Source organism: Nocardia sp. NPDC055002, from assembly GCF_053608825.1.
This window is the reverse complement of sequence record NZ_JBSGWE010000002.1, coordinates 20,241-46,942: the sequence shown is the minus strand read 5'-3', so window position 1 is coordinate 46,942 and position 26,702 is coordinate 20,241. Positions and strand designations below refer to the sequence as shown.

Genomic DNA, 26,702 nt, shown 5'->3' with positions numbered 1-26,702 from the left:
TCTCTCTTTCTATCGGTGGAATCGTCCGGGATCACCGAACACTCAGCGGTCGAGCAGCGCCACGCATTCGACGTGGTGCGTCGCCGGGAAGGCGTCGAAGGCCCGCAGCTCCGACAGGTGGTACCCGGCGTCCAGGTACAACCCCAGATCACGAGCGAAAGCCGCCGGGTCGCAACCGATGTGAACAATCCGGCGCGGATCGGCATCGGCCACAGCGGCGACGACATCCTTGCCTGCCCCCGCCCGCGGCGGATCGAGCACCACGACATCCGGCCTACCGGAAGCACTGCGAACCCACGGCTCGACCCGCTCACTACGCAGTTCCAGCCAGGGCAGATCCCCCAGCGCCGCCACACCGTCGGCAACCGCCGAACGAGCGGATTCGACCCCGGTCACCGCCCCGGTCTGCCCCACCTGCTCGGCCAGGCGGGCAGCGAACACGCCCACACCGGCGTAGAGGTCCCACCCCGAACCGCCGGGAGCGAGCCCCGACCACTCGGCGATCAGGTCCGAATAGCATTGCGCCGCACCGCGATGCGCCTGCCAGAATCCCGTCGCCGACAATTCCCAGCGACGCCCCGCCACATACTCGACGACGCGACCCGAACCCTCGACCACACACTCCTCACGAGGCGCGTTCATCGCCGACTTCCGCGAAGCCGCCCGGTCCCGGATCGCGCCACGCTCGTCACCCACCGGCGGCGCCGACTCACGACGACGCCCCGGGCGCTGACCGCGACCACGGCTCGCGCCACGCGGTGTCTGCGGGCGGCCGGCGGGACCGGAAGCAGGAGTCTCGGCCAGTTCGACGATATGACGCACACCGTCACCGTCGACCGCGACGACCAGATCGGCGCCCGGGGTCCACAACCGATCCGCGACGCCGTCGAGCGCACCGGCGACAGGCTGCGGGCAGCGCAGATCCGCGATCACCTCGGTGCTGCGGTAACGGTGCACACCGGCGCGCCCCGCGCCGTCCACGACCAACCGCACCCGCGTGCGCCAGCCACCGGTGACCTCACCGGAATCACCGGCGATCGGCTCGACCGTCACCTCGCGCTCGATCTTGGCCAACCGACGCAACTGCTCTTCCACCACTGTGGCCTTGAGCGCGCGCTGCGCCGCGGGCGTCGCGAAGGAGAAGTCACAGCACCCCGCACCGCCCGGCCCGGACACGGGACAGGTCGCGGGCACCCGGTCCGGGGACGCCTCGATGATCTCGACCGCGTCGGCCCGGCAGAACGAACCGCCGCGATCCTCGGTCACCCGCGCCCGCACCAGCTCACCGGGCAGCCCGTGTCGCACGAACACGACCCGGCCCTCGTGGCGCCCGACGATGAACCCACCGTGCCCGGGCGCCCCGAGACGCACCTCGAATTCTTGTCCGCTCCAATCACTCACGGCCACACCCACTCTCACCCTCGACCGGCGCGCCGCTCATTCGCGACGTCCTGGTCGTTCGAAACCTCGACGCACCGAACCCGGTGCGTTCACATCGGCTGTCTGCTTGGCCCTGGTGGAGGAACTGAGCTGCCACGGCACACTCGTCACCATCACACCGGGCTCGAACAGCAACCTGCCCTTCAACCGCAGCGCGGACTGGTTGTGCAGCACCTGCTCCCACCAGTGGCCGACCACGTATTCGGGAATGAAGACGGTGACCACGTCGCGCGGGGCGTCCTTGCGCACCCGCTTGACGTACTCGAGCACCGGCTTGGTGATCTCGCGATAGGGCGATTCGATCACCTTCAACGGCACGTTGATCTCGCTGTTCTCCCATTCGCGCACCAGCTTGCGGGTGTCGGCGTCGTCGACGTTGACCGTCACCGCTTCCAGGGTGTCCGGGCGGGTGGCGCGCGCGAAGGCCAGCGCGCGGCGGGTGGGCAGATGCAGCTTGGACACCAGGACCAGCGAGTGGGTGCGGCTGGGCAGCACGCCGTCCCAGTCGGATTCGTCGAGTTCGCGCGAGACCGAGTCGTAGTGCTTACGGATCAGCTTCATCACGACGAAGATCGCCACCATCGTGAGGATCGCGATCCAGGCGCCGGCGAAGAACTTGGTGACCAGCACGATCATCAGCACGGCACCCGTCGCGGTCAGACCGATCGCGTTGATCACCCGGGACCGCTTCATCTGCCTGCGCTGCGCGGGGTCGGTCTCGGTGCGCAGCAGGCGCGTCCAGTGCCGCAGCATGCCGGTCTGGCTCAGCACGAACGAGACGAACACACCCACGATGTAGAGCTGGATCAGCTTGGTCACTTCGGCGCCGAAGAACACCACGAACGCGATCGCGGCACCCGAAAGGAACAGGATGCCGTTGGAGAACGCGAGCCGGTCGCCGCGGGTGTGCAGCTGACGGGGCAGGTAGCGGTCCTGGGCCAGGATCGAACCGAGCACGGGGAAACCGTTGAACGCGGTGTTGGCGGCCAGCACCAGGATCAGGGCGGTGACGATGGTGATGAAGAAGAAGCCGATCGGGAAACCGTGGAACACCGCTTCGGCGATCTGCGCGATCAGGGTCTTCTGGTGATAATCGGCGGGCGCGCCGACCAGGTGCGCGGGGTCGTGCGCGTACACGACGCGGATCTTCTGGGCCAGGATGATGATGCCCATCAGCAGCACGATCGCGATGGAACCCAGCAGCAGCAGGGTGGTCGCGGCATTGCGCGACTTGGGTTTACGGAACGCGGGCACGCCGTTGCTGATGGCTTCGACACCGGTCAGCGCCGCACAGCCGGAGGAGAAGGCGCGCGCGATCAGGAAGGCGAAGGCCAAGCCGTAGAGGTGCTCGTCTTCGGCGTTGAGCCCGAAACCGGCGGACTCGGCCTGGATATCGTCACCGAGCACGTAGGTACGGAACAGGCCCCAGGCCAGCATCACGACCATGCCGACGATGAACGCGTACGTCGGAATCGCGAACGCCGTACCGGATTCGCGCACGCCGCGCAGGTTGATCGCGGTCAGGATCGCGATCGCCACCACCGCGAACAACACCTTGTGTGTGGCCACGAACGGAATGGCGGACCCGATGTTCGACGCCGCCGAGGAGATCGACACCGCGACGGTGAGCACGTAGTCGACCAGCAGCGCGCTGCCGACCGTCAGACCGGCGTTGGGTCCGATGTTCTTGGTCGCGACCTCGTAGTCACCACCGCCCGACGGGTAGGCGTGCACGTTCTGCCGGTAGCTGGCAACGACCACCGCCATCACCAGGGCTACGGCAAGCCCGACCCACGGCGCGTACACGTAGGCCGAGATGCCCGCCGCCGACAGCACCAGGAAGATTTCCTCCGGGGCATACGCGACCGACGACATCGCGTCGGAGGCGAAGACCGGAAGAGCGATACGCTTGGGCAACAACGTGTGGCCGAGCGAATCGCTACGGAACGGCCTGCCCAGCAGCACACGCTTGGCTGCCGTCGTCAACTTGGACACCGGGCTGAGCATAGAGGAGTTCACCAGCACCTTCGCGCGCACGTTGATCGGCGTCACGGCGATGTCCGGATTGTTTGCCCCGCGTCGGCGCGGGGAAAATGGGCGATGGGAGCATCCGGCGGGTACGGTCCTTGCCGGACGCCACGGGTAGGCAAGGAACGAGGGTGCACGGTGTACGTAGTGATCATGGGGTGCGGGCGTGTCGGCTCGTCACTGGCGCGTGCGCTGACCCGGGTGGGTCACGAGGTCACGGTCATCGACCGGGATCCCACCGCCTTCCGCCGCCTCGGTGAGGGCTTCACCGGGCAGGAAGTGATCGGCGTCGGCTTCGACCGTGAGGTGCTGACCCGCGCCGGGATCGAGCGCGCCGACGCCTTCGCCGCGGTGAGCTCCGGTGACAACTCCAACATCATCTCGGCACGAGTGGCCAGAGAGATGTTCGGCGTCGAACGTGTCGTCGCTCGCATCTACGACGCCAAGCGCGCCGAGGTGTACGAACGACTCGGCATCCCGACCATCGCCACCGTGCCGTGGACCACCGACCGGTTCCTGCGCACCCTCATCGGTGACAACTCGACCACCACCTGGCGCGATCCCACCGGCGCGGTCGCGGTGACCCAGCTGACCCTGCACGAGGACTGGTCCGGTCGCACGGTGCGCGATCTGGAACGCGACCTGCAGGTGCGGGTGGCGTTCATCCTGCGCTTCGGCCAGGGCCTGCTGCCCGAATCCAAGACGATCGTCCAGGCCGACGACGTCGTCTATGTCGCGGCCACGTCCGGCACGGTCGGCGAGGCGATCGCCCTGGCCGCCAAGGCCCCACTGAGCGAGGACTGAACACATGAAGGTCGCCATCGCCGGAGCGGGCGCGGTCGGGCGCTCGATCGCCAGGGAACTCCTACGCGGCGGACATCGGGTGATGCTGCTCGAACGCCAGCTCGACCACATCGATCCCGCCGCGATCCCCGACGCCGTCTGGGTGCACGCCGACGCCTGCGAGCTGTCGCTGCTGGAGAACGCCGATCTCGAGACCTACGAGGTGGTGATCGCGGCCACCGGCGACGACAAGGCGAATCTGGTGCACGCCCTGCTCGCCAAGACCGAGTTCGGGGTGCGCCGGGTGGTTGCGCGGGTCAACGATCCGCGCAACGAATGGCTGTTCAACGAGTCGTGGGGCGTCGACGTGGCGGTGTCGACGCCGCGGCTGCTCGCCTCGCTGGTCGAGGAGGCCGTGTCGGTGGGTGATCTGGTGCGGCTGATGACGCTGCGGCAAGGGCAGGCCAATCTGGTCGAGATCACCCTGCCCGCCGACACCCAGCTGGCCGGAAAGCCGGTGCGGACCTTGAAGATGCCGCGCGATACCGCGCTGGTGACGATCCTGCGCGGTGGCCGGGTCATCGTGCCGCAACCCGACGATCCGTTCGAGGGTGACGACGAACTGCTGTTCGTCACCTCGGTGGAGGCCGAAGAGGATCTGCGGCTCACCCTGGCGACGCACGGCGTGCGGCCGTAAGCCCTTACGCCACTTTCAGTTCCGCGCGCAGCTTGTTGAGCGCGCGGTGCTGCATCACCCGGACCACGCCCGGGCTGGTGCCGATGGCCTCGGCGGTCTGGGCCGCGCTCCAGCCGAGCACGATGCGCATGTGCAGCACTTCACGGTGATTCGGCGCGAGCACCTTCATCAGTTCGAGGGTGGCGGCGCGGCGCTCGTAGGCCAGCACCCATTCCTCCGGACCCGCCGAGGTGCTGGCACTGTCGGGCAGCTCGGCCGTGGGGTAGGCGGTGTGCTTGCCGCGACGGAACGCGTCGGAGACCTTGTTGGCGGCGATGCCGTAGACGAAGGCCAGGAACGACTTGCCCTGATCGCGGTAGCGCGGGATGGCGGTGACGGTGGCGATCAGGACTTCCTGGGTGACATCGTCGGCGGTGACGGTGAGATGCCCGGTGGTGCCCATGCGGGCCGAGCAGTACCGGCGGACCACCGGATGCACCAGGCGCAGGATCTCGGCGACGGCGTCGCGATCACCGGCAGCGGCCGGGCCGATCAGCGCGTCGAGTTCGGCGCCGAGGCGCTTGCTCTCCGACAGCACGGGCGCCGGGGTCTTGGCGGCGTCGCGGCGTGCTGTGGTGGCCGGTCGCTCATTTCGGTGCTCGGTTGCCATCATGGTCGCCGGTCCTCTCACGATCATCGCGTTTTTCCTACGCATTGATCGTGCGACGAACAGCCGGTCGCGACCAGATACCCCAGGGTGGGTACTTCCCCACCTCCGGCGGCGTGCTGCCCACCCTTACGCGGGCACGGATTCCGTTCCGGCGCCGGGCTTGTCGGCTTTCTCGGCGGGCAGGTGCCCGGCGCGGCGCACCGCCCACACGGTGACCACCAGGGCGACCGCGGTGAGCGGCCAGCCCATGCCGATCCGCGCCACGGCCAGCCAGGTGGTGTGGTCGGTGTCGTAGAGCTGCGACTGCACCAGATAGCGGGCGCCGAACACGACCACCCAGACCGCGGTGGCCAGGTCGTAGAGCTTGCGAATGCGCTTGTCGGTCCGCCAGCGGTGACCGTGCCCGTTGAGCGCGCCCCAGATCACCCCGACCAGCGGTCTGCGCAGCAGGATCGACACCGCGAACACGCCCGCGTACACCAGGCTGGTGTAGATGCCGAACAGGAAGAAGCCCTTGGCCTCCCCCACTCGCTGGGCGATGAGCGCGCACAGGCCTACGCCGAGGAAGCCCGAGACGGCAGGCTGGATGGGGCTGCGCTGCACCAGCCGCCAGATCAGGATGGCGGCGGCGACGCCGAGAGCGGCCCAGATGGCCACGGTGAGGCCCGCGAAGGTGTTCACCGGGACGAAAACCAGAACCGGGAGGGTGGAATAGATCAGGCCGCTGAAACCGCCGAGCTGCTCGAGCAAGGTTTGTTCGGCCTTGTCGACCTCGGTGTCGATCTCCGGGTCCACCGTTTCATCGGTGACCACGGGCAACGCCACGGTGGCTTCGGGGTCCGCGGCAGTGCGGTACTCGTCGCTGGAGGGCATACGTCAGCTGTTCCCGCGCAATTCGTAGTAGGGGTTGAAGATCACCTTGCGGCCGTCGCGGTCGCCGACGCGACCACGGACCAGAATGCGCCTGCCCGGTTCGATACCGGGAATGCGCCTGCGCCCGATCCACACCAGGGTGATGGCGTCGGTGCCGTCGAAGAACTCGGCCTGCACGGTGGCACCGGCTGCCTTGGGACACGCCTCGACACTGCGGAGTCTGCCCAGAATCGTCGCCTCTTCGCCACGACAGCAATCCTTGGCCCGCCGGGCACCGGAGGCATCGACCGTCTCGGCCAATTCCTCGGCGTCGAGCTGGTCGATATCGGCGGTGAGACGACGACCGAGTCGGCGAAAATATCCCGAGTCCGGACCCGATCCCGACTTGTGTCCGCCCGTGGATGACGACATGTCACGCTTCTCCCGCTAGTTGGCCGTACACCGCCACTGTAGATGGGCAAACGCCCGGCCGCTACGCTCGGTCGGTGTTGCGCACCCCACCCCAGGTCACCGTGGTCGCCCTGCCGGGGACCGGCTCCGACGCCGATTTCGCGGCCCGCGCGTTCGGGCCTGCCGCCCTCGCGTACGGACTCGCCTTCCACGCCGTCGAACCGGACCCGCAGGCCGTGATCGGGAGCTGTACCGCGGCTTTGGACGCTGCCGCGGCGCGCGGTCCGGTCCTGGCCGCGGGCATCTCCCTCGGCGCCGCGATCGCACTCGACTGGGCAGCCGAGCACCGGACCGCGGTAGTCGGTGTCATCACAGCATTACCCGCCTGGACGGGTGCCGAAACCGCCGCGTGCCCAGCCGCATTGAGCGCCGCGGTTACCGCCGAGCAACTGCGAGCCGACGGCCTGGAGGCGGTGATCGAGCGGATGCGCGCCTCGAGTCCGGCCTGGTTGGCCGACGCACTGACCCAGTCCTGGCGCGGGCAGTGGCCGCATCTGCCCGCAGCGCTGGACGAGGCCGCAGCGTACGCGTGGCCGTCGCTGGACGACTTGGCGGGCAACGACGTGCCGGTCGCGGTGGTCGGCGCCGAGGACGACCCGGTCCACCCGTTCGCTGTCGCCGAGGAATGGGCGGCAACATTGCCGTCAGCCCGACTACACCGGGTGACACTCGCCGAGCTGGGCGCCGACCCGGCGGTACTCGGGCATGCCGGGTTCGCAGAGTTGGGCAAGTTACTACCAGCGACCCCCAGGCAACGAAACATCCTGCAGGACAACTGATTTCGCGAGCACAGGGGTAACTCGCCGGGTACCCCCGACATCAGACCCACCCCGAACCACCGGCCCGTTCACCAGCCGAACCACCTCCCCACGACCGGCAGCAGTCGCGGAGAGGCGGAGGAGCCCAACGTTAGTTCAGGCCGAGTTGCTGCATGGCCGAACCGTCCGCGCCTCGACGCGGCTCGTCCGGCAGTTTCGGCGGGAGGGCCGAGGGCGGCGGAGCGGCCGCGGCGGCCGCCTGGGCCTCGAGCGCGTCCTGCTGGGCCTGGACCTGCTGCTGATGGGCGGCGGCCAGCTGTTCGGCCAGTTCCTGGGGCAGGACCACCGGGAGCGGGTCGCGCACGGGCAGGGGTTCGGTGCCGCGGCGGACCACGGCGTCGGCCAGGACCGCGCGGGCAGCGGTGATCAGCGGGCTGCGATCGTCGACGGCGCCCTTGGGGCCGGCGGCGACCAGCCGGATCATCCAGCGAGGACCGTCGACACCGATGAAACGCAGATCGGCGCCCTCGGTGATCGCCTTGACCTCGCGGCCCCACGGGCCCTTCTCGACAGCCACGCTCGCACCGTCACCGCGCAGCGACTCCGCCAGATCCGCGGCGACCGTGCGCCACTGACCCGCCGACTTCGGCGCGGCGTAGGCGGCGACCGTGAGCCTGCCGTGCTCCGTGGCCAGGTGCACCGCCTGTGGGGTGCCGTCGGGACTCATCTCCACCTGCAACTGCCCGCCCTGGGGCACCGGGATGAGCACCGAGCCGAGATCGAGGCGACGCGAGATGGCCTCGTCGGAGACCTCACTGATGTCGTAGGGGCCCGCGGCGGCATCGGGGGCATGGTCGAAATTGCCGTAGATGCGCTCATCGGTGGGAGCGTCGTCGAAGTCGAGGCGCGCGAAGTCGGGGCGCTGGAACTCGTCGGTGTCGTACTCGTCGGAGTCCGCGTCCAGGTCGTAGTCCGCCTCGTCGTATTCGACGTCGTCGTATTCGACGTAGTCGTCGGCAGCGTCGTCACGCGCGCGCTTCTTCTTTCCGAACAGACCCATCACGCCTCCTTGCCGGCCAGGCTGGCATGCCCGCCGCTCGACCCGTACCCGCCGGTGCCACGGGCGGTGTCGTCGAGATCGTCGACCTCGGCGAAGTCGACCAACTCGACCCGCTGCACCAGCAACTGCGCGATGCGGTCGCCGCGACGCAGCTCGATGGCGGTGCGTGGGTCGTGGTTGATCAGGCACACCTTGATCTCACCGCGGTAGCCCGCGTCGACCGTGCCGGGCGTGTTGACCACCGACAGACCGGCCTTCGCCGCCAAGCCGGACCGGGGGTGGATCAAGCCGACCGTGCCCATCGGCAACGCGATCGCGATCCCGGTGCCGACCAGCACCCGCTCGCCCGGTTCGATGATCACATCCTCGGTGGTACAGAGGTCGACGCCCGCGTCACCCGGATGGGCACGCGTCGGCACAGGGATGCCGGGATCGAGCCGCCGCAGCGGAATCGGTGCAAGTGCGTTCACATCGGTCGAGACTACGCGGTCGAGGCCGGACCTTCTCGTCGCAGCCCTGGTGCGGTGACCTAGTGTTGAGGGGTGCCCGACCAGCCCCATTCCCCGACGACCGCGACCACAGACACCGACCACCGTGCGCCGAGCGCGCAGGGTCCGTCGCCCTACTCCGAGCGCCTGTGGGTGCCGCTGTGGTGGTGGCCGGTCGGCTTCGCGATCGCTGGCCTGCTCGCGGCCGAGATCCACATGGGCGCGCCGGGTCTGCGGGCGTGGCTGCCGTACGTGTTGCTGGCGCCGGTCCCGGTCTGGATTCTGTTGTGGATGAGCAGGCATCGCCTGGATGTCACCGTGGCCGACGATGGTACGGCGGAACTGCGCGTCGACCGCGCCCACCTACCGGTGAGCTTCGTCGCGCGCGCCGCGGCCGTCGCGCCGACGGCCAAGAGTGCGGCGCTGGGCCGACAACTCGACCCCGCCGCCTATGTGCAGCACCGGGCCTGGATCGGCCCGATGGCTTTGCTGGTGCTGGACGACCCGGACGACCCCACGCCGTACTGGTTGGTCAGCACGAGAAGGCCGGACCGGGTCTTGGCCGCGCTCGGACTCCCGAGCGCGGGCTGACCCTTCCTCGCTGATCCCTACGGATCAGTCCGCGTAGCCCATGCGGGTCGATCGACCGCACGGGGCCACGCACTGCCTGCCGCTAGAGCGCGCAATCCATGCAGATGAGCTGTCCACCCTTCTCGGTGGCCAGTCGGCTGCGGTGATGCACGAGGAAACAGCTCGAGCAGGTGAACTCGTCCGCCTGCTTCGGGACCACCCGAACGCTGAGTACCTCGTCGGACAAGTCCGCGCCGGGAAGCTCGAACGATTCCGCTGTATCGGATTCGTCGATGTCCACGACGGCGGACTGCGCCTCGTTGCGGCGGGCCTTCAGCTCCTCGAGCGAATCCTCCGACACCTCGTCGGATTCGGTGCGCCGCGGTGCGTCATAGTCGGTTGCCATGTCGTCTTCCCCTCAGTCCTTACTCCGTATATCCCGGATCAGTCGATTGCCGTAACCCCGCAGGGTTCCGGCGTTCGTACCGCCCCGCCGGTGGTGCACCTCACACGTGCACCGGTCGTCTATCAGGTTCGATCGGCTAGCGATCTACTCCGACAGCGTTCGGTAAACGCAGGACATGCCCTTGTTGTTCCCGCGACCGACCACCGTTTCACCGGTAAATATTCGATCTGGGCGGCCAGACAATAGCGGACCAATGGACGAAAGTCGCAATCAAACCCGCGCCGAGCCGAAACCGACGACGAATCGTCACCTGCCGGGAAACTCGCCGAGACCTCCCCGACTCGCGCACCGCCGCGGGACTCGTAGAGTGAGCGCGTGGTTTCACTGATCACCGAAGGCAGCGCGACAGATCGCGACGGCAAACCCTTTCCGCGGCGGCGGCCCGAGCTCTGGCTCGCGCTCGTCCTCGTGCTGGCTCTGGTGAGCCTGTTCGTCTGGATCACGGCGTTCCGAACCCGTGACGACAGCAACGAACCGATGGCGTGCAACGCGCCGAGCACGCCGACGGCCACCAACGCGCCACAGCCCGCGGCGCTGGGTACCCGGGTGGGTCCGACGCGACTCGCGGAGGTCGACCCGGCGGCCCTGTCGGAGTCTCGGGTGCGGGTGTTCAACGCCAACGGCAAGAGCGGCCAGGCGGGCAACATCGGCGCGGCACTGGCCGACCTCGGCTTCGCCGGCGCGCCGGGGACACAGGTCGGTAACGATCCGGTCTATGTCAGCGGCGACCTCACCTGCACCGGTCAGATCCGGTTCGGTGTGAACGGTCGGCCCGCGGCCGCCTCGGTGCAGTTGATCGCGCCCTGCGCCGAGCTGATCGAGGATCCGCGCACCGACGACACCGTCGATCTGGTCCTCGGCCAGGCGTTCGGTGAATCGCTGCGGCCCGGCGCCGACGCCGAGGCGGTGCTCCGGTCGCTCAAGAACCTGGCCCCCGGAGCGAGCTCGTCCTCGATCGACCCGGACCTCCTCGACGCCGCACGCGAAGTCAAGTGCTGAGCGACCTAGTCCGGTAGCGCCGTCGGCGCGCCGACCTGGTCGAGCAGGTCGGTGAGGTCCCCGGCGATACCGGGGGCCGCGACGACCGTCAGTTCGCCCGCGGCGCCGCCGACGGTGACCGGGGGGACGTGCACGACCGCACCCGCTTCGGCGGCGATGAGGGCACCCGCGGCCCAGTCCCAGGCGTTGAGGCCGTGCTCGTAGTACGCCTCGAGCCTGCCCGAGGCGACATGGCACAGGTCCATGGCGGCGGCGCCGAGGCGGCGGATGTCGCGGATCCGCGGCAGGATCTCGGTGAGCAGCTGCGCCTGGCGGGCCCGGCGCGCGCTGCCATAGGCGAAGCCGGTGGCTACCAGGGCCACCGAGAGGGAATCCTCGCTACTGCAGCGCAATGCCACCCGGGTGCCGTCCGGTCGCACAGCGTGCGATCCAGCGCCCAGTGCGGCGCTGTAGGTGGTGGCGGCGGCGACGTCGACCACGGCGCCCGCCACGGGCTTGCCGTCGACCACCGCGCCCACCGAGACGGCGTAGCCGGGGAGCCCGTAGAGGAAGTTCACGGTGCCGTCGATCGGGTCGACGACCCAGGTGACGGCACCCGCCGCGGTAGCGCCGACATCGCCGCCGCCCTCCTCCCCCAGAATCGCGTCACCGGGCCTGCGCTCGGCGAGCAGCGCACGGATCAGCTGTTCGGATTCGGTGTCGACGATGGTGACCGGATCGGTGACGTGCCCCTTGGTGGCCACGGCGCCCGCCACGGGTCCGTCGTCGGCGAACACCTCGGGCCTGCGGGCGCGCACGTGCGCGGCGGCCGTCTCGGCGAGCTCGACGGCCAGGCGCCGCAACTGCTCGTAATCGGCGGATGTGGTGGGGGCGGTTACGGTCTCGGGCTCGGTGTATTCGGGCACCCACCCATCGCATCACATGTCGTGGCTCGTCGCGCGAGGGGTGACTACCGCTACTCTTCTCCCTGGTGTCTGCCAGGCACCTCGACCACGTCAGCAAGGGGTTGAACCATGTCCACTCGGGGGCACGCATTCGGTATCGATATCGGCGGCAGCGGGGTGAAGGGCGCCGAGGTCGATCTGGCCACCGGCCTGCTCACCCATGAGCGCATCAAGATCCCGACACCGCAGCCGTCGACGCCCGACGCCGTCGCCGGGGCGGTCGCCGAACTCGTCGCGCAGGCGGGGTGGGAGGGCCCGGTCGGTATCACCATGCCGTGCGTGGTCCTCGACGGCCACGCCAGAACCGCGGCCAACATCGACCAGGCATGGATCGGCGCCGACGCCCGCGCGTTGTTCGCGAAGGCGCTGGGCGGGCGCGAGGTCACCGTGCTCAACGACGCCGACGCGGCGGGACTGGCCGAGGACCGCTACGGCACCGCACGCGACCTCCACGGGCTGACGCTGCTGCTCACCTTCGGCACCGGCATCGGCTCCGCGCTGCTCTACAACGGCGTGCTGGTGCCCAACTCCGAGCTCGGCCATCTCAAGATCGAGGGCGTCGACGCCGAGGATCTGGCCGCGGCCTCGGTCAAGGACAACGAGGACCTCACCTACCCGGAGTGGGCGCAGCGGGTGAGTCGCGTGTTGGAACACATCGAGGATCTGTTCTGGCCGAAGGTGATCGTGGCCGGCGGCGGCATCAGCCGCGATCACGAACAGTGGATTCCGTTGCTCACCAACAGAACTCCCGTGATTCCGGCCGTATTGAAGAACACCGCGGGTATCGTCGGCGCGGCGATGGCCATCGATGCGGGCCTCGCGCCGTAGCCCGGCGCGGCCTGCCACGCAACGCCTGGGTGGCATCGTGCCATGAGTACCCTGGTTGGATCGTTACAATGGAACACGTCCGGCGGTGAGCCGGTGAAACCTTCCGGCCGCGGCCGGTCGCGAGAAGGTCGGTGAACGAGCGCCGACTTCCCCCGGCCGACGCATCGCCGGTGCAACCCGACCGACCGCTCCGCCGGAAAACCACTCTGGCGTGACGCCGCACGAGACCGTCACGAAAGGGCGTACGTGGTAGCCACGAATACCCGTCAGACCGCCGACTCGGCCTCCGACGCCGATGCCGACGACGCCGTAACCCCGGCCAAGAAGGCGCCGGCTAAAAAGGCCGCTGCCAAAAAGGCGCCGGCGAAGAAGGCCGTAGCCAAGAAGGCGCCGGCGAAGAAGGCTGCCGCCAAGAAGGCTCCGGCCAAGAAAACCGCCGCGAAGAAGGCGACCTCGGGCGAGGGCGGTGAGGAGCAGCTCGACGACGAGTCGGTCGAAGTCGACGATCTCGGTGATCTCGAAGTCGCCGAAGACGAACTCGTCGGCGAGGAAGTCGTCGTCGAGGACGTCACCGAGGAGGCCGCCGAGGTCGCCGATACCGCGGAGCCGTCCGAGAAGGACAAGGCTTCCGGCGATTTCGTCTGGGACGAGGAGGAGTCCGAAGCGCTGCGTCAAGCACGCAAGGACGCCGAACTCACCGCCTCCGCCGACTCGGTGCGCGCCTACCTCAAGCAGATCGGCAAGGTCGCGCTGCTCAACGCGGAGGAGGAGGTCGAACTCGCCAAGCGAATCGAGGCCGGCCTGTTCGCCGCGGAGAAGATGCGCGAGTTCGCCGAGGCGGGCGAGAAGCTCTCGGTCACCACGCGCCGCGATTTCAACTGGATCGTGCGCGACGGCAACCGGGCCAAGAACCACCTGCTCGAGGCCAACCTGCGACTGGTCGTCTCGCTGGCCAAGCGCTACACCGGTCGCGGCATGGCGTTCCTCGATCTCATCCAGGAAGGCAACCTGGGTCTGATCCGCGCGGTCGAGAAGTTCGACTACACCAAGGGTTACAAGTTCTCGACCTACGCGACGTGGTGGATCCGTCAGGCCATCACCCGCGCCATGGCCGACCAGGCCCGCACCATCCGTATCCCGGTGCACATGGTCGAGGTCATCAACAAGCTCGGCCGCATCCAGCGCGAGCTGCTCCAGGACCTGGGCCGTGAGCCCACGCCGGAGGAGCTCGCCAAGGAAATGGACATCACGCCGGAGAAGGTCCTCGAGATCCAGCAGTACGCGCGTGAACCGATCTCGCTCGACCAGACCATCGGCGACGAGGGCGACAGCCAGCTCGGTGACTTCATCGAGGATTCCGAGGCGGTCGTCGCGGTCGACGCGGTGAGCTTCACCCTGCTGCAGGATCAGCTGCAGTCGGTGCTGGAGACGTTGTCCGAGCGTGAGGCGGGCGTGGTGCGGTTGCGCTTCGGCCTCACCGACGGTCAGCCGCGCACCCTCGACGAGATCGGTCAGGTCTACGGCGTCACGCGTGAGCGCATCCGCCAGATCGAATCGAAGACGATGAGCAAGCTGCGCCACCCGAGCCGTTCGCAGGTTCTGCGCGACTACCTCGACTAGGCTCCACCCAAGAGGCCCGCACCACCGATTCGGTGGTGCGGGCCTCTGTCGTTTCCCCCGCTACATTCCTAGCGGTCTGTTTTATCCAGTAAACCGATGGGTTAATCGTTTCGTGATCAAACCCACACTGCTGGATTGCACTGTGGAGGACACGGATTGGCGATCTTCGCCGTATCGTCACACCCAGCTTTTCGTTCTACCGCCTCAAGTCTGCGGTATCGGCATTGAGGGTTTTTCGCGCGTGCTCGACATTTATCACTTCAGCTACGGCTGGATCACCCCCGTTCTCGCCTACTTCATGTCCGTCACGGGCTGCCTGCTCGGACTGCAATGCGCGGCCCGCGGTCGCAACGCCACCGAGGGACGGGTCGGCTGGCTGATCGGCGCCGCGATCGCGATCGGCGGGACCGGGATCTGGGTCATGCATTTCATCGCGATGCTCGGCTTCACCATCCGCGGCGCCGAGATCCGCTACGACATCCCGTTGACGCTGTTCAGCGCGATCACCGCGATGGTGGTGGTCGGAATCGGGCTGTTCATGGTCAACAAGCCGCAGCCGACACTGCGCTCACTGCTCTCCGGTGGCGTCATCACCGGCCTCGGTGTCGGGACCATGCACTACACCGGCATGTACGCGATGCGGTCCAGCGCGACCGTGCGCTACGACCCGGCGATCGTGGCCCTGTCGATGGTGATCGCGGTGGTGGCTTCGGTCGTGGCGCTGTGGTTCACGTTGCGCGTCAAGGGTTTTCTCGCCACCGTGGGTGCGGCACTGATCATGGGTGTGGCCGTGTGCGGCATGCACTACACCGGGATGGCCTCGATGCACGCGCACACCGGACATCAAACCGCGCCCGCGAGCGGCGCCGAGGCGATGCAATTGCTGGCGCCGCTGATCGGGGTGAGCAGCATCGTCACCATGCTCGTGCTGATCAGTGTGAGCCTCACCGAGATCGAGAACGAGGAAGCGCTGCCGCGCATGTGGCTCACCTCGCGGCACCGTCCCCAGCCGCGCCCGGCCAAGCCCGCGCGACCGGTCGCGCAGTACACGCCGCCCACACAGCACGAGTACCGCACCGAGGAATTGAGTTATGACGGTGCGGGCGCCTGGCCACGCCGGGTCGTCGACTGATCAGGTCGTCGCGACACCCGAACGGCGCCTGACGAATTCGACCACCGGCTCGACGACCCGGGCCGCGATCGGGCCGAGGATCGCCATCAGCAGCACATAGGCCGAGGCCAGAGCGGCCAACCGCGCGTCCGCCTGGCCGTAGGCGACCGCCAATCCGGCGATGACGATGGAGAATTCGCCGCGCGCCACCAGCGCCGCGCCCGCCCGCGCCCGGCCCATCCGCCGAATTCCCTGTCTGCTCGCCGCCCACCACCCGACCGCGATCTTGGTGCCGGTGGTCACCACCGCCAGCGCGACCGCCCAGGCGAACACCGGCGGGATCGCGGTCGGGTCGATCGACAGCCCGAACGCGACGAAGAAGATCGCCGCGAACAGATCACGCAGTGGCTCCAGCAGTTTCGCGGCTTCGTGCGCGGTGGACCCCGAGATGGCGATGCCGAGCAGGAACGCGCCGACCGCGGCCGAGACATTGAGTGCCGAGGCCGCCCCGGCCACGAGCAGCGCGGCGCCGAGCAGCTGGAGCAGGAACACTTCGCGATCGGCGCTGTCGAGCACGGCCGAGACCACCCGCCCGAACCGCAGCGCCACCACGAGCACCACCGTGATGGTCGCCAGTGCGACCGCGAGGGAGATCAATCCGCTCAGCAGGCTCAATCCGGCCAGCATCATGGTCAGGATCGGCAGGTACACCGCCATCGCGAGGTCTTCGAGCACCAGGATCGACAGCACCACCGGGGTCTCGCGGTTACCGAGACGGCCCAGATCGTCGAGCACCTTGGCCACGATCCCCGACGACGAGATGTAGGTGACCCCGCCGAGCACGACGGCGCCGAGCACACCCCAGCCCATGATGAGCGCGACCGCGACCCCGGGCAGCGCGTTGGCCACCAGGTCGAGGACTCCGGCTGCCCAGGAGCGCCGCAGACCGGTCATCAGCTCGGGGGCGGTGTACTCGAGCCCGAGCAGCAGAAGCAGCAGCACGACGCCGATCTCGCTCGCCATGTGCCCGAACTCGGTGGCGGCGTCGAGCTCGATGAATCCGCCGCGACCGAACGCCAGTCCGCCGAGCAGGTACAGCGGAATCGGGGACATCCCGAAGCGGCCCGCCACTCGCCCGCAGATCCCCAGCGCGAACAAGATCACGCCGAGCTCGAGCAGAGCCAAGGCCTGCGAGGTCACGGCGGTCAGCCGTGCGCGAGAATCTTCGCGGCCGCTTCCAGGCCGTCCGGGGTGCCGACGACCACGAGCAGATCACCCTCGGTGAAGGTGAAGTCCGGGCCGGGTGACGGGTGGAGCTGACCGGCGCGCATCACCGCGACGATCGAGGTCTTGGTGCGGGTGCGCATGCCGGTCTCGCCGAGCGTTCGTCCCGCGTAGGGGGACTCGTCGACGATGGCGAGCTGGCGGGTGGTGATGCCCGGCAGATCGCGATGGTCGTCGTTGAGTTTGGCGACCAGCTGCGGCGCGCCGAGCAGGTTCGCCAGCACCGACGCCTCGTCGGTGGACAGCGGCACCTGGGCGGCGATGGCGTCCGGGTCGTCGGGTTTGGACACGATCAGATCGATGTCACCGTCGCGGTGGGCGACCACCCCGACGCGGCGCCCCGACCTGACTTCGAAATCCTTACGCACTCCGATGCCCGGTAGCGCTGTGACGTCGACGTTCACACCCTCAACAGTAGCCGCGCCCGGCCCCGATTGTGGTCTACGCCACTCCCTCCCGGCGCGGTGTGGTGAACACGCCGTCGGAGCCGGGCAGATATGGCTGCGCGGCCAGCACCGCGGCGACCGGCAGCGGTGCGTAGAGGTGCGGGAACAGCATCGACGACGGGTCGCTCGGCACGCCCGGTTCCCATTTCACCGCACCGGTGAACGCTGTCGGATCCAGCCACAGCACGACCATGTCGGCGCGCCCGGCAAAGAGTCGATTGGCGGGCAGGTGGACCTGCTCCGGAGTGGACAGGTGCACGAAGCCCGCATCGGCCAGCGAAGGCGGTCTGCGTTCACCCGCGCGGCGAGCTTCCTCCCATTCTTGGGAAGAACACAGGTGAACAAGGGTGTGAGTGTCGGATGTCACGGGTAATCTCCGGGTAGACAACAGGTTCGGACGGTCAAGACCCTGTCACAACTCGATCGTGTTCGGCCCGGTTCGGTGCTCGGCTCGTCCGTAACGAGCAACACCGCAGCGAGCGACACATCGGTGAGTGTCAGGTTCGAGTGGGAGGTGGCATCAGCGCTTCGCGGGTGATCGGTGGGTGCTCGAGACCGACGACCGGCGGGTGTTCGCTTTCAGCGAAACCGCAGGTCTGTTATCGAAAACACAAAGATTCACTTCCGGGAACAAAGCCTGAACCCCGAACGTCTGACAGAGTAGTCGTACCACTGCTGGGAAGTAGCGGATGCGAGCCGCGTGGAGTGACCACGAGGCCCACACCTAGGCGAACGGCCACGCAGCGCCGGGAGCCGGGACGGAGGAGTCATGCCAGGAACACTGACCAGCACCCCACTGACCGCACTCGATCGTTGCGATCGTTGCGGGGCGGCTGCCCGAGTGCGTGCCGTGCTTCCCGCGGGTGGCGAGTTGCTCTTCTGCCAGCACCACGCGAATGAACACATGGACCGCTTGCGCGAACTCGAAGCCGTGATCAACACGGACGAAGCTCCCGCGATCTGACCACTCCTCGCGTCCGAAACAACCACATCTGACAACAGAAAACTCCCGACAGCGGGCGACCCGGACAGGGCGCCCGCTGTCGCTGTATCCGGCTATCGGGCGTCGGCGAGAATGCCGTCGACGAGGGTGGCCACGCCGTAGTCGAACGCGCCGTCCGGGTCGGCGGGCGCCTGGTAGTGCTCGCCCACGGCCGTCCCGACCCGCCCAGCGAGCGGGAATTCGCCGGCGGGCATCACCTGGGCCAGCAAGGGTCCGTTGACCTCCCACCATTGCGCGTCGCTCAGCTGCGCGGCGGCGCCCGCGGCCGCGATGGCGAGGCGGGCATTGCCGGTCGCGAAGTCGGTGAGGACCGCGATCGCGCGGTCCATGGCCAGATCGCTCAGGCCGATGCCCTCGATCGCCGCCAGCTGATGTTCGTAGCGGCGCATGCGGGCGGGGCCGAGCACCTGGCGCCACGGGGACACCTCGAGGAGCCAGGGGTGCTCGATCAGCTCGACCCTGATCCGGGTGGCGACGGTGATCATGCGTTCGCGGACCGGCAGGTCGGCCGGGATCGGGGAGTCCGCGGCAGCCACGGCGTCGACCATGAGCACGATCAGGGCGTCCTTGCTGGGGACATAGGTGTAGAGACTCATCGCGCGCAGACCGAGTTGCGTGGCGACCGCGCGGATCGTCAGCTTGTCGATGCCGTCGCGGTCGGCCAGGGTGATGCCCGCCGCCACCACATCGTCGACGGTGAGCCCGGGTTTCGGGCCACGCGCGCCCGGCTTCGACGGCAAGGAGTGCCGCCACAGCAATTCGAGGATCCGGGTGGCCTGAGCGGTCGATTCCCCGTCCTGGTCAGCGGGCACGAGCATCCTCTCCGGAGATTGTTTCGAGCGTTCGGGAACAAACTCAGTACAGTGTACGTTGTTCGGTTGTTCGTGCTGCCCGATCAGAGGAGAATGTTCTGCCCGCCATTCAGGCCACCTACCTTCCCGACCGTCACCTGTTCGCCCTGTGGACCTGGACCGGGCACGACACCGGGCCCGCGCCGACGGGGGTCGGCGATCCGGAACAGCTCACCCTCGCACTGCCGGTCGGTGAACGCGGCGCGATCGAACCCGTCGAGGTGGCGACCGCGGTGGTGACACCCGCCGAACTGGTCGATGTCAGCCTCGGCGACCTCGCCCCGTCCGCACTGGCCTGGCGCGCGTCGATGACCGACGAGCGGTCCGTCGCCTTGCCCGCCGCCGCGCACGCCGTCCCCGACGCGGTCGGCACCGCGATCGTGTCCGCCGAGCGGGCGGCGCGGGTGTTGCGCGAGACGCGGTCCCTCGACGGGGAGCTGGCGGGAGTTCTCGATGCCACGCTGCGGCCCTATCAGGTCCGCGGGGTGGGGTGGTTGCGCGAGACCGTGTCGGCGTTCGGCGGGGCCGTGCTGGCCGATGAGATGGGACTCGGGAAGACGGTGCAGACCATCGGGTTCCTGCAGGGCCGTTCCGGCGGTCCGCAGTTGGTGGTGTGTCCGACCTCGCTGGTGGGCAACTGGGTGCACGAGATCGAACGGTTCGCGCCGGGGTTGAAGCCGGTGTCGTGGCGTGGTGGCGCGGTGCCCGCCGGGGCGGGGACGGTTCTCGTGACCGGGTATCCGACCCTGCGGCTGCACGGGGCGGCACTGACCGGTGAGCAGTGGGCCACCGTGGTGTTCGACGAGGCGCAGGCACTGAAGAATCCGCGCACCCAGGTGTCGCGGGCGGCGCGCGCGTTGACCGCCGACGCGAAGGTCGCGCTGACCGGAACGCCGGTGGAGAACCACCTCGACGAACTGTTCGCGCTGCTCAATCTCACCGTGCCGCGACTGTTCGCGCATCGCACGCAGTTCCGGCGCCGGTTCGTGCGGCCGATCGAGGAGGGTTCGGCCTCGGCCGCGGCACGACTCAGGGACGCCGTCGAGCCGGTTGTCCTCGGACGCAAGAAGCTTCAGGTGGCGGCGTCACTGCCCGCGAAGATCCACAGCGATCTGCTGTGCGATCTCACCGCCGAGCAGGAACGGGTGTACGACGCGGTGCTCGCCGACGCCCTCGATGAAGGCTTCGGCTCCGGCCTGCAACGACAGGGACGGGTACTGGCCGCGCTCACCCACCTCAAGCAGGTGTGCAACCACCCCGGACTGGTTTCCGGCGACCTGGGCGAACTCGCGGGCCGCTCCGGCAAACTCGACCTGTGCACCGACATCGTGGCCACCAACCTCGACACCGGTGACCCCACGCTGATCTTCACCCAGTACCGCAAGACCGGCGACCTGCTGGTGCGGCACCTGGCCGAGCAGTTCGGCGTCGACGCGCCGTTCTTCCACGGCGGGCTCGACGCGACCCAGCGCGGTGACCTCGTCACCCGCTTCCAGGCGCCGGACGGGCCGCCGGTGCTGATCCTGAGCCTGCGCGCGGCGGGCACCGGCCTCACCCTCACCCGCGCGGCCGATGTGATCCATTTCGATCGCTGGTGGAATCCGGCGGTGGAGGCGCAGGCCTCGGACCGGGCGCACCGGATCGGGCAGACCCGCACCGTCACCGTCACCACCCTCACCAGCGCCACCACGGTGGAGGAACACATCGCCGCGATGCACACCCGCAAGTCCGCGCTGACGGACCTGTCCGATGCGGCGGGCATCGCCGAACTGGCCCGCCTCGACGACGACGCCCTCGTCGACATCCTGCGCCGGAAGCGAGAGAACTGATGGCCGACAACGAATTCGGTTACACCCAGTGGGGTCGGGATTGGGTGCGCCTGGCCGAACCGCTGCGCCAGACGCGGCCGGAACCACTGCTGCCCCGCGCCCGCAGCATCGCGCGCAACGACGGTGTGCGCGTCGAGATCGAGGGGCGAACGGTGCGCGCGCACCTGCATCGCGGCGGTCAGGCCTCGATCGCGCACGTCGAGGTGGCACCGCTGTCGCGGGCGGCGGTGACCGCGATCGGTCAGACGATCACCGACCCGACCGTCCTCACCGACGAGATGCACCGCGCCTTGGCCGACGCGGGCCACTCCCCCGCGCCGACCCTGGTGAGCACCGATTGCTCCTGCTCGGCACGGACCTCGCGCTGCCTGCACGTGTTCGCGACGCTGTACACGATCGCGCGCAAGGTCGACGAGAATCCGCGCCTCGCACTGGAATTGCAGGGATACTTCGACGCGACCGCCGAATCCGACACGCCCACTCAGGAACAACGCTGGACTCCTCTGCACACCCTCGACCCGGTCGAATTCTTCGACATCGCCCGTTAGGCGATCGGCCGAAGAGACCTCCTGGAACGCAACGGGTTATCCCTGAGTCCTGCCGTTCCCGGCCGACTGAGCCGGCATCCGGACGATGCACAGAGCCCGTTCGGGCTGCGCCCGCCGCTCAGGCGTTGGTGCCGCCGTCGACGGTGAGGATCGCGCCGGTGATCGATCGGCCCGAGGGACCCGCGAGGAAGGCGACCAGGTCGGCCACGTCGGCGGCGGCACCGAAACGACCCAGCGCGTTGAACTCCCGTTGCGTAGGAGCGTGCCCGCTGTCCGCGGGGTTCATGTCGGTGTCGGTCGGTCCGGGCTGGACGAGGTTGACCGTGATGCCGCGCGGACCGAGCTCGCGCGCAAGGGCTTTGGTGAAGCCGTTGAGGGCCGACTTGCTGAGGTTGTAGAGCGACAGCCCACCGAAGAGCGCGCGTTCGGACAGGTTGGAGCCGATGGAGATGATCCGGCCGCCGTCACCGAGGTACGGGAGGGCGGCCTGTCCCGCGACGAAGGCGGCGCGGGCGTGGATGTTCAGCGCGCGGTCGATCTCGTCGAGGGTGAACTCCTCGTAGGGCTTGGCCGGGAAGATGCCCGCGTTGTTCACGAGGACGTCGAGCCCGCCCAGTTCGCGCGCGGTCTGTTCCACGGCGGCGACGACCGCCGCGGCATCGGCGCTGTCGGCCTTGATCGGCAGCGCCCGCCTGCCCAGCGCCTCGATCTCGGCGGCCACTGCCTTCGCGGCGACCTCGTCACGCTGATAGGTGAACGCCACATCGGCGCCGGCGGCGGCCAGCGCGCGGGCGATGGCCGCGCCGATCCCGCGGCTCGCGCCGGTTACCAGGGCCACGGTGTTGCTGCTCGTCATCAGGCTCGCTCCAATTGTGTAGTGGTCGATACACAAATAGAGAAGCGCATCCACAGCGCTGCCGTCAAGAGTTTCTTACCGATCGACACAGAAATAGGCGGCGACGAACGCGGACGTCCGCGGGCGCGGTATATTTACCGATCGGCACAGAAAGGTTTCGCATGGCAGAGCGCGGGCGCCCCCGAGGCTTCGACCGTGACGTCGCGCTGCGCCGCGCGATGGAGGTGTTCTGGGAGCTCGGCTACGACGGCGCCTCGATGAGCGACCTCACCGCCGCCATGGGCATCAACTCGCCCAGCCTCTACGCCGCCTTCGGTGACAAGGAAGCCCTGTTCCGCGCCGCCGTCGAGCTCTACCGCCACACCGAGGGCTCCTACACGGCCAGGGCGCTGCGCGAGCAACCCACCGCCTACGCCGCGATCGAGGCGATGCTGCGCGACAACATCACCCACTACACCGATCCCGGTCTGCCCAACGGCTGCATGGTGGTCCTCGCCGGCGCGACCTACACCACCCGCAACGCCGCGGTGCGCGAATTCCTGGTCGAAGCCCGTCGCCACACCACGGCCGACATCCGCGCCCGCCTCGATCGCGGCGTCACCGACGGCGACCTCTCCCCCGACACCGACACGGCCTCGCTGGCCATGCTGTACAGCACTGTCCTGTACGGGTTGTCGATCCAGGCCAGAGACGGCGTCAGCCCCGGCGAACTCAGCGCCGCCGTCGACAGCGCGCTGTGCACACTCGAAGCCGTGACACGCTAGGCGCAGCCTTCGACGCCGGGCCGACGCGCCGCCGAGGTTCGCTCTCTCAGAGTCGGCGCAGGGCGGCGATGCGTTCGCCCAATTGATCGACACTCGCCAATGCCGTAGGCGGACCACCACATTCGCGACGGAGTTCGCCGTGGATCACGCCGTGGGGTTTGCCGGTGCGGTGGTGGTGCATCGCGACGAGGCTGTTGAGTTCACGGCGCAGCTCGCCCAGTTTGTCCGAGGTGGCGACCCGTTCGGCGACGGCCGCGGGCTGGGGGGCGGACTCCTGCGCGGCGCTTCGGTCGGCCAGCTGACGGGTCTGACGGTCGCGGAGCAGAGCACGCATCTGGTCGGCGTCGAGCAGACCGGGAATGCCGAGGTAGTCGGCTTCCTCGTCGCTGCCCGCGATGGTGGCGGTGCCGAAGGAGGATCCGTCGTAGATCACCTGGTCGAGCTCGGCGTCCGCGGCGAGGGCCACGAAGGACTTCTCGTCCTCACCGGGCTCGTCCTTGGCCTTGTTCGCGTCCATCAGGAGCTCGTCGTCGAGGCCGTCCTTCTCGCGGTGCGGCTTGCCGATGACGTGATCGCGCTGCAACTCCAGCTGCGCGGCCAGGTCGAGCAACACCGGCACCGACGGCAGGAACACGCTCGCGGTCTCTCCCGGCTTGCGGGCACGCACGAAACGGCCGATGGCCTGCGCGAAGTACAGCGGCGTCGAGGCGCTGGTGGCGTAGACGCCGACGGCGAGGCGTGGCACATCGACACCCTCGGACACCATGCGCACCGCGACCATCCACGGCTGTGTGCCTTTGCCGAACTCGCCGATGCGCTGGGAGGACTGCGGGTCGTCCGAGAGCACCACCGACGGCCGCTCGCCACAGATGTGCTCGAGCAGTTCGGCGTAGTCGCGGGCCCGTTCCTGATCGGTGGCGATCACCAGACCGCCCGCGTCGGGCATGCCCGACGCGCGCAGCTGACGCAGGCGCACGTCGGCTGCGCGCAGCACCGCCGAGATCCAGTCACCCGCCGGGTCGAGGGCCGTGCGCCAGGCCCGCGCGGTGTGTTCGGCGCTGAGCGGTTCGCCGAGGCGGGCGGTGTGTTCCTCGCCCGCGCTGTCGCGCCAGTGCGCGTCACCGGAGTAGGCCAGGAACACCACCGGTCGCACGACGCCGTCGGCGAGCGCGTCGGCATAGCCGTAGGAGTGATCGGCGCGCGAACGCGGGAAACCGCCCTCGTCGGGCTCGTAGGTGACGAACGGGATCTTCGAATCGTCACTGCGGAACGGGGTTCCGGTCAGCGCCAGTCGGCGCGTCGCGTCGCCGAACGCCTCCTCGGTCGCCTCGCCCCAGGTCTTGGCGTCGCCCGCGTGATGGATCTCGTCGAGGATCACCAGCGTGCGACGATTCTCGGTGCGCACCCGGTGCCGTGTCGGGTGGGCGGCGACCTGGGCATAGGTCACCACGACGCCGTGATAGTCGCCGGAGGTCGCGCCGGTGGAGTTGGAGAACCGCGAGTCCAGCTGGATCCCGGTGCGCGCGGCCGCGGCGGACCACTGGTGCTTGAGGTGTTCGGTCGGGGCGACAACGGTGATCTGATCCACCGTGCGATCGGCCAGCAACTCCGCGGCAACACGCAGCGCGAAGGTGGTCTTACCGGCGCCGGGCGTCGCGACCGCGAGGAAGTCGCGCGGCTTGGTGGCCAGGTACTTCGTCAACGCGCGCCGCTGCCAGGCGCGCAACGAACCCGACGGGGCACCTCCCGCGGCAATCTCGCCCGGTGTCCCCGCTTGCTTCGCCGTAGCGGCGCCACCCGACCCAGTCACGCAGTCGACCCTAGCCGCCCGATGCGGCGTGTCGCCAAACCGACGCGGGGTGGGCGACAGGCATCACAACCGCGCACGTGGTCACCGGCCATTTACCTGTTACCCGCCGACACGATGCCCGGCCCGCACCACACAGACCCCCAACGTGCGGGATGCTTGACACCGAGATGAACAACGACCAGGTCCCGGCTGCCGACGCGGCGCACCCGGCGCAGGCGCTGCCGCCCCGCGACTCGCCCGCGCGCCCTGTGGTCGGCGCGCAGGCCGCTCCGCAACGTCGCAGCGATCACGCGCCGTGGGTGCGATGGCTGGCTACGGCATGGCGACTTGTGGTCCGGGTCGCGGTCAAGTGCTGGGACAACTCGATTTTCGCCAAGTCCGCGGCGGCGGCGTTCTGGCAGACCCTGTCGCTGGCACCACTGCTGCTCGGCCTCCTCGGCAGCCTCGGCTATGTGGGCGGGTTGTTCGGGCCCGACACCGTGCAGATCGTGGAGAGCAAGATCATCGCGTTCAGCCGCGAGTTCTTCAGCCCGTCGGTGGTCTCGGATCTGATCGAACCGACCGTCGACGACGTGCTCGGCCGAGGGCGCGGCGCGCTGGTGTCGGTGGGTTTCGTGCTGTCGCTGTGGGCGGGGTCCTCGGCGATGGCCACCTTCGTCGACGCCATCGTGGAGGCGCACGGACAGCAGGACGCTCGTCATCCGATCTGGCAGCGGATCTTCGCGCTGCTGCTCTACGTGCAGTTCCTGGTGGCCGCGGTGCTCATCCTGCCGGTGATCGCACTGGGTCCCACCAGGATCGGGCGGGTGCTGCCCGAGGCGTGGCGGGAGCCGGGATTGCGGCTGATCGACACGTTCTACTACCCGATCGTCGGGTTGCTGCTGATCGTCGGGCTGACCACGCTCTACAAGCTGGCCCTGCACAAATCGCTGCCGTGGCATCGGCTGTTCGGCGGCGCGCTGGTGGCCGGGGTCTTCTTCATGGCGGCCAGCGACCTGCTGCGCCGGTACCTGTCGTGGATCACCGCCACCGGGGTGAGCTACGGCGCGCTGGCCACCCCGATCGCGTTCCTGCTCTTCACGTACTTCCTCGGCTTCGCGGTGATCCTGGGCGCGGAGTTCAACGCCGCCGTTCAGGAGTTCTGGCCTGCCCGGGCCACCCGGATCGAGCAGGTCAAGGAATGGATCACCAGCCAGGTGCGCGGTGACGACGACGATGACGATGAGCACGACGAAACCGCCGGGGCCCGCTCCGAGGCACCGGCGTCACCGACCGAGCCCTCGGCTCAGTCGCCGTCCTTGCGCAAGCCCTCGTAGACCTTCTTGCAGTCCGGGCACACGGGCGAGCCGGGCTTGGCCGAACGCGTCACCGGGAAAACCTCGCCACACAGGGCGACGACCATCGTGCCCATCACGGCACTTTCGGCGATCCGGTCCTTCTTCACGTAATGGAAGAATTTGGGGGTGTCGTCGCTGGTCGTCTCGTCGGTCGTGGTTTCCGGGCGTACCAGAGTGTCTGTACTCACGCCTTCCATGATGCCGCATCCC

Annotated in this window: 29 protein-coding genes; 13 read left to right on the top strand and 16 right to left on the bottom strand. The window is 68.6% G+C overall.

The window, feature by feature from the left end:
* Window positions 1-42: 42 nt before the first annotated feature.
* Window positions 43-1,401, bottom strand: coding sequence for a class I SAM-dependent RNA methyltransferase (locus tag ACWF99_RS07430; RefSeq protein WP_378626698.1), 1,359 nt, complete (start codon window positions 1,399-1,401; stop codon window positions 43-45).
* A gap of 36 nt (window positions 1,402-1,437) precedes the next feature.
* Entirely contained in the window at window positions 1,438-3,435 is a 1,998-nt protein-coding gene (locus ACWF99_RS07425) for an APC family permease (protein ID WP_452535351.1), read from the bottom strand.
* A 171-nt stretch (window positions 3,436-3,606) separates the two neighbouring features.
* Between ACWF99_RS07425 and ACWF99_RS07420 the strand changes: the two genes are divergently transcribed.
* A complete protein-coding gene (locus ACWF99_RS07420) occupies window positions 3,607-4,272 on the top strand; it encodes a potassium channel family protein (protein ID WP_056811222.1) in 666 nt (221 codons plus the stop codon).
* A 4-nt stretch (window positions 4,273-4,276) separates the two neighbouring features.
* Complete coding sequence (locus ACWF99_RS07415) at window positions 4,277-4,948, top strand: potassium channel family protein (RefSeq protein WP_067458738.1); 672 nt, start codon at window positions 4,277-4,279, stop codon at window positions 4,946-4,948.
* 4 nt (window positions 4,949-4,952) lie between these two features.
* Here the strand turns inward: ACWF99_RS07415 and ACWF99_RS07410 are convergent, their stop codons facing one another.
* The 3 genes from ACWF99_RS07410 to ACWF99_RS07400 all read right to left on the bottom strand — a co-directional run bounded on the left by ACWF99_RS07410 (window position 4,953) and on the right by ACWF99_RS07400 (window position 6,881).
* A complete protein-coding gene (locus ACWF99_RS07410) occupies window positions 4,953-5,624 on the bottom strand; it encodes a sigma-70 family RNA polymerase sigma factor (protein WP_378658238.1) in 672 nt (223 codons plus the stop codon).
* Between the two features lie 99 nt (window positions 5,625-5,723).
* The gene (locus ACWF99_RS07405; RefSeq protein WP_378626695.1) at window positions 5,724-6,470 is read right to left on the bottom strand and encodes a DUF3159 domain-containing protein; all 747 of its coding nucleotides are present in this window, start codon (window positions 6,468-6,470) and stop codon (window positions 5,724-5,726) included.
* Between the two features lie 3 nt (window positions 6,471-6,473).
* Window positions 6,474-6,881, bottom strand: a complete 408-nt coding sequence (locus tag ACWF99_RS07400; protein WP_101466671.1) for an OB-fold nucleic acid binding domain-containing protein — start codon at window positions 6,879-6,881, stop codon at window positions 6,474-6,476.
* A gap of 74 nt (window positions 6,882-6,955) precedes the next feature.
* Here ACWF99_RS07400 and ACWF99_RS07395 point away from each other — a divergent pair, with 74 nt between their 5' ends.
* Window positions 6,956-7,699 (top strand): alpha/beta fold hydrolase, encoded by a 744-nt coding sequence (locus tag ACWF99_RS07395; protein WP_452535349.1) that lies wholly within the window; start codon window positions 6,956-6,958, stop codon window positions 7,697-7,699.
* A 130-nt stretch (window positions 7,700-7,829) separates the two neighbouring features.
* Here ACWF99_RS07395 and ACWF99_RS07390 read toward each other — a convergent pair whose 3' ends face one another.
* Together ACWF99_RS07390 and dut are read right to left on the bottom strand one after the other, a co-directional pair.
* Window positions 7,830-8,732 (bottom strand): DUF3710 domain-containing protein, encoded by a 903-nt coding sequence (locus ACWF99_RS07390; protein ID WP_452535952.1) that lies wholly within the window; start codon window positions 8,730-8,732, stop codon window positions 7,830-7,832.
* A gap of 5 nt (window positions 8,733-8,737) precedes the next feature.
* Window positions 8,738-9,208 (bottom strand): dUTP diphosphatase, encoded by a 471-nt coding sequence (dut, locus tag ACWF99_RS07385; RefSeq protein ID WP_266290988.1) that lies wholly within the window; start codon window positions 9,206-9,208, stop codon window positions 8,738-8,740.
* A 72-nt stretch (window positions 9,209-9,280) separates the two neighbouring features.
* On the opposite strand from dut, the gene ACWF99_RS07380 reads away from it, so the two are divergent.
* On the top strand, window positions 9,281-9,817 hold the full coding sequence (locus ACWF99_RS07380; RefSeq protein WP_379221822.1) for a DUF3093 domain-containing protein: 537 nt from the start codon (window positions 9,281-9,283) through the stop codon (window positions 9,815-9,817).
* Window positions 9,818-9,899: 82 nt separating this feature from the next.
* Here the strand turns inward: ACWF99_RS07380 and ACWF99_RS07375 are convergent, their stop codons facing one another.
* Entirely contained in the window at window positions 9,900-10,202 is a 303-nt protein-coding gene (locus tag ACWF99_RS07375; RefSeq protein ID WP_056811237.1) for a DUF4193 domain-containing protein, read from the bottom strand.
* 375 nt (window positions 10,203-10,577) lie between these two features.
* Here ACWF99_RS07375 and cei point away from each other — a divergent pair, with 375 nt between their 5' ends.
* Window positions 10,578-11,261 (top strand): envelope integrity protein Cei, encoded by a 684-nt coding sequence (gene cei / locus ACWF99_RS07370; protein WP_378626688.1) that lies wholly within the window; start codon window positions 10,578-10,580, stop codon window positions 11,259-11,261.
* A gap of 5 nt (window positions 11,262-11,266) precedes the next feature.
* Here the strand turns inward: cei and ACWF99_RS07365 are convergent, their stop codons facing one another.
* Complete coding sequence (locus ACWF99_RS07365; protein ID WP_452535348.1) at window positions 11,267-12,166, bottom strand: inositol monophosphatase family protein; 900 nt, start codon at window positions 12,164-12,166, stop codon at window positions 11,267-11,269.
* A gap of 108 nt (window positions 12,167-12,274) precedes the next feature.
* Here ACWF99_RS07365 and ppgK point away from each other — a divergent pair, with 108 nt between their 5' ends.
* The 3 genes from ppgK to ACWF99_RS07350 all read left to right on the top strand — a co-directional run bounded on the left by ppgK (window position 12,275) and on the right by ACWF99_RS07350 (window position 15,785).
* The gene (gene ppgK, locus ACWF99_RS07360) at window positions 12,275-13,033 is read left to right on the top strand and encodes a polyphosphate--glucose phosphotransferase (RefSeq protein ID WP_378626686.1); all 759 of its coding nucleotides are present in this window, start codon (window positions 12,275-12,277) and stop codon (window positions 13,031-13,033) included.
* 246 nt (window positions 13,034-13,279) lie between these two features.
* Window positions 13,280-14,653, top strand: a complete 1,374-nt coding sequence (locus ACWF99_RS07355) for an RNA polymerase sigma factor (protein ID WP_378626684.1) — start codon at window positions 13,280-13,282, stop codon at window positions 14,651-14,653.
* A 241-nt stretch (window positions 14,654-14,894) separates the two neighbouring features.
* Window positions 14,895-15,785: an MHYT domain-containing protein gene (locus tag ACWF99_RS07350; protein ID WP_378626683.1), complete on the top strand. Its 891-nt coding sequence runs from the start codon at window positions 14,895-14,897 to the stop codon at window positions 15,783-15,785.
* Here the strand turns inward: ACWF99_RS07350 and ACWF99_RS07345 are convergent, their stop codons facing one another.
* Genes ACWF99_RS07345 through ACWF99_RS07335 form a run of 3 tightly spaced genes read right to left on the bottom strand, consistent with a single transcriptional unit; the run spans window position 15,786 to window position 17,861 of the window.
* The gene (locus ACWF99_RS07345; RefSeq protein ID WP_452535346.1) at window positions 15,786-16,964 is read right to left on the bottom strand and encodes a cation:proton antiporter; all 1,179 of its coding nucleotides are present in this window, start codon (window positions 16,962-16,964) and stop codon (window positions 15,786-15,788) included. It lies immediately after the preceding gene.
* A 5-nt stretch (window positions 16,965-16,969) separates the two neighbouring features.
* A complete protein-coding gene (locus tag ACWF99_RS07340) occupies window positions 16,970-17,452 on the bottom strand; it encodes a cation:proton antiporter regulatory subunit (protein WP_358113423.1) in 483 nt (160 codons plus the stop codon).
* A gap of 37 nt (window positions 17,453-17,489) precedes the next feature.
* Complete coding sequence (locus tag ACWF99_RS07335) at window positions 17,490-17,861, bottom strand: DUF952 domain-containing protein (protein WP_378626680.1); 372 nt, start codon at window positions 17,859-17,861, stop codon at window positions 17,490-17,492.
* 402 nt (window positions 17,862-18,263) lie between these two features.
* Here ACWF99_RS07335 and ACWF99_RS07330 point away from each other — a divergent pair, with 402 nt between their 5' ends.
* Entirely contained in the window at window positions 18,264-18,458 is a 195-nt protein-coding gene (locus tag ACWF99_RS07330; RefSeq protein WP_056811260.1) for a DUF7455 domain-containing protein, read from the top strand.
* 92 nt (window positions 18,459-18,550) lie between these two features.
* Here ACWF99_RS07330 and ACWF99_RS07325 read toward each other — a convergent pair whose 3' ends face one another.
* Entirely contained in the window at window positions 18,551-19,309 is a 759-nt protein-coding gene (locus ACWF99_RS07325) for a TetR/AcrR family transcriptional regulator (protein ID WP_378626678.1), read from the bottom strand.
* A 137-nt stretch (window positions 19,310-19,446) separates the two neighbouring features.
* Here ACWF99_RS07325 and ACWF99_RS07320 point away from each other — a divergent pair, with 137 nt between their 5' ends.
* Both ACWF99_RS07320 and ACWF99_RS07315 read left to right on the top strand, forming a co-directional pair.
* Entirely contained in the window at window positions 19,447-21,177 is a 1,731-nt protein-coding gene (locus ACWF99_RS07320; protein WP_452535951.1) for a DEAD/DEAH box helicase, read from the top strand.
* Window positions 21,177-21,725, top strand: coding sequence for a hypothetical protein (locus tag ACWF99_RS07315; RefSeq protein ID WP_378626675.1), 549 nt, complete (start codon window positions 21,177-21,179; stop codon window positions 21,723-21,725). The genes ACWF99_RS07320 and ACWF99_RS07315 overlap by 1 nt, the downstream gene beginning before the upstream one ends.
* Before the next feature lie 118 nt (window positions 21,726-21,843).
* Here ACWF99_RS07315 and ACWF99_RS07310 read toward each other — a convergent pair whose 3' ends face one another.
* Complete coding sequence (locus ACWF99_RS07310; RefSeq protein ID WP_378626673.1) at window positions 21,844-22,581, bottom strand: SDR family NAD(P)-dependent oxidoreductase; 738 nt, start codon at window positions 22,579-22,581, stop codon at window positions 21,844-21,846.
* Window positions 22,582-22,742: 161 nt separating this feature from the next.
* On the opposite strand from ACWF99_RS07310, the gene ACWF99_RS07305 reads away from it, so the two are divergent.
* Complete coding sequence (locus ACWF99_RS07305) at window positions 22,743-23,345, top strand: TetR/AcrR family transcriptional regulator (protein WP_378626671.1); 603 nt, start codon at window positions 22,743-22,745, stop codon at window positions 23,343-23,345.
* A gap of 46 nt (window positions 23,346-23,391) precedes the next feature.
* Here ACWF99_RS07305 and ACWF99_RS07300 read toward each other — a convergent pair whose 3' ends face one another.
* A complete protein-coding gene (locus ACWF99_RS07300; protein ID WP_378628281.1) occupies window positions 23,392-25,101 on the bottom strand; it encodes a DEAD/DEAH box helicase in 1,710 nt (569 codons plus the stop codon).
* Between the two features lie 206 nt (window positions 25,102-25,307).
* Here ACWF99_RS07300 and ACWF99_RS07295 point away from each other — a divergent pair, with 206 nt between their 5' ends.
* A complete protein-coding gene (locus tag ACWF99_RS07295; protein ID WP_378626669.1) occupies window positions 25,308-26,471 on the top strand; it encodes a YihY/virulence factor BrkB family protein in 1,164 nt (387 codons plus the stop codon).
* On the opposite strand, the gene ACWF99_RS07290 is transcribed toward ACWF99_RS07295, so the two are convergent.
* Window positions 26,441-26,680 carry a DUF3039 domain-containing protein gene (locus ACWF99_RS07290; protein WP_056815556.1) on the bottom strand — a complete coding sequence of 80 codons (240 nt, stop codon included), beginning with the start codon at window positions 26,678-26,680 and terminating at the stop codon, window positions 26,441-26,443. The two genes, ACWF99_RS07295 and ACWF99_RS07290, sit on opposite strands and share 31 nt — an antisense overlap.
* Window positions 26,681-26,702 lie beyond the last annotated feature (22 nt).

What these genes read in the sequence shown, in the direction of transcription:
- ACWF99_RS07415 (WP_067458738.1), top strand. Translation starts at nt 4,277, where the DNA reads ATGAAGGTCGCCATCGCCGGAGCGGGCGCGGTCGGGCGCTCGATCGCC.
- ACWF99_RS07410 (WP_378658238.1), bottom strand. Translation starts at nt 5,624, where the DNA reads ATGATCGTGAGAGGACCGGCGACCATGATGGCAACCGAGCACCGAAAT.
- ACWF99_RS07405 (WP_378626695.1), bottom strand. Translation starts at nt 6,470, where the DNA reads ATGCCCTCCAGCGACGAGTACCGCACTGCCGCGGACCCCGAAGCCACC.
- ACWF99_RS07400 (WP_101466671.1), bottom strand. Translation starts at nt 6,881, where the DNA reads ATGTCGTCATCCACGGGCGGACACAAGTCGGGATCGGGTCCGGACTCG.
- ACWF99_RS07375 (WP_056811237.1), bottom strand. Translation starts at nt 10,202, where the DNA reads ATGGCAACCGACTATGACGCACCGCGGCGCACCGAATCCGACGAGGTG.
- ppgK (WP_378626686.1), top strand. Translation starts at nt 12,275, where the DNA reads ATGTCCACTCGGGGGCACGCATTCGGTATCGATATCGGCGGCAGCGGG.
- ACWF99_RS07330 (WP_056811260.1), top strand. Translation starts at nt 18,264, where the DNA reads ATGCCAGGAACACTGACCAGCACCCCACTGACCGCACTCGATCGTTGC.
- ACWF99_RS07315 (WP_378626675.1), top strand. Translation starts at nt 21,177, where the DNA reads ATGGCCGACAACGAATTCGGTTACACCCAGTGGGGTCGGGATTGGGTG.
- ACWF99_RS07310 (WP_378626673.1), bottom strand. Translation starts at nt 22,581, where the DNA reads ATGACGAGCAGCAACACCGTGGCCCTGGTAACCGGCGCGAGCCGCGGG.
- ACWF99_RS07305 (WP_378626671.1), top strand. Translation starts at nt 22,743, where the DNA reads ATGGCAGAGCGCGGGCGCCCCCGAGGCTTCGACCGTGACGTCGCGCTG.
- ACWF99_RS07295 (WP_378626669.1), top strand. Translation starts at nt 25,308, where the DNA reads ATGCTTGACACCGAGATGAACAACGACCAGGTCCCGGCTGCCGACGCG.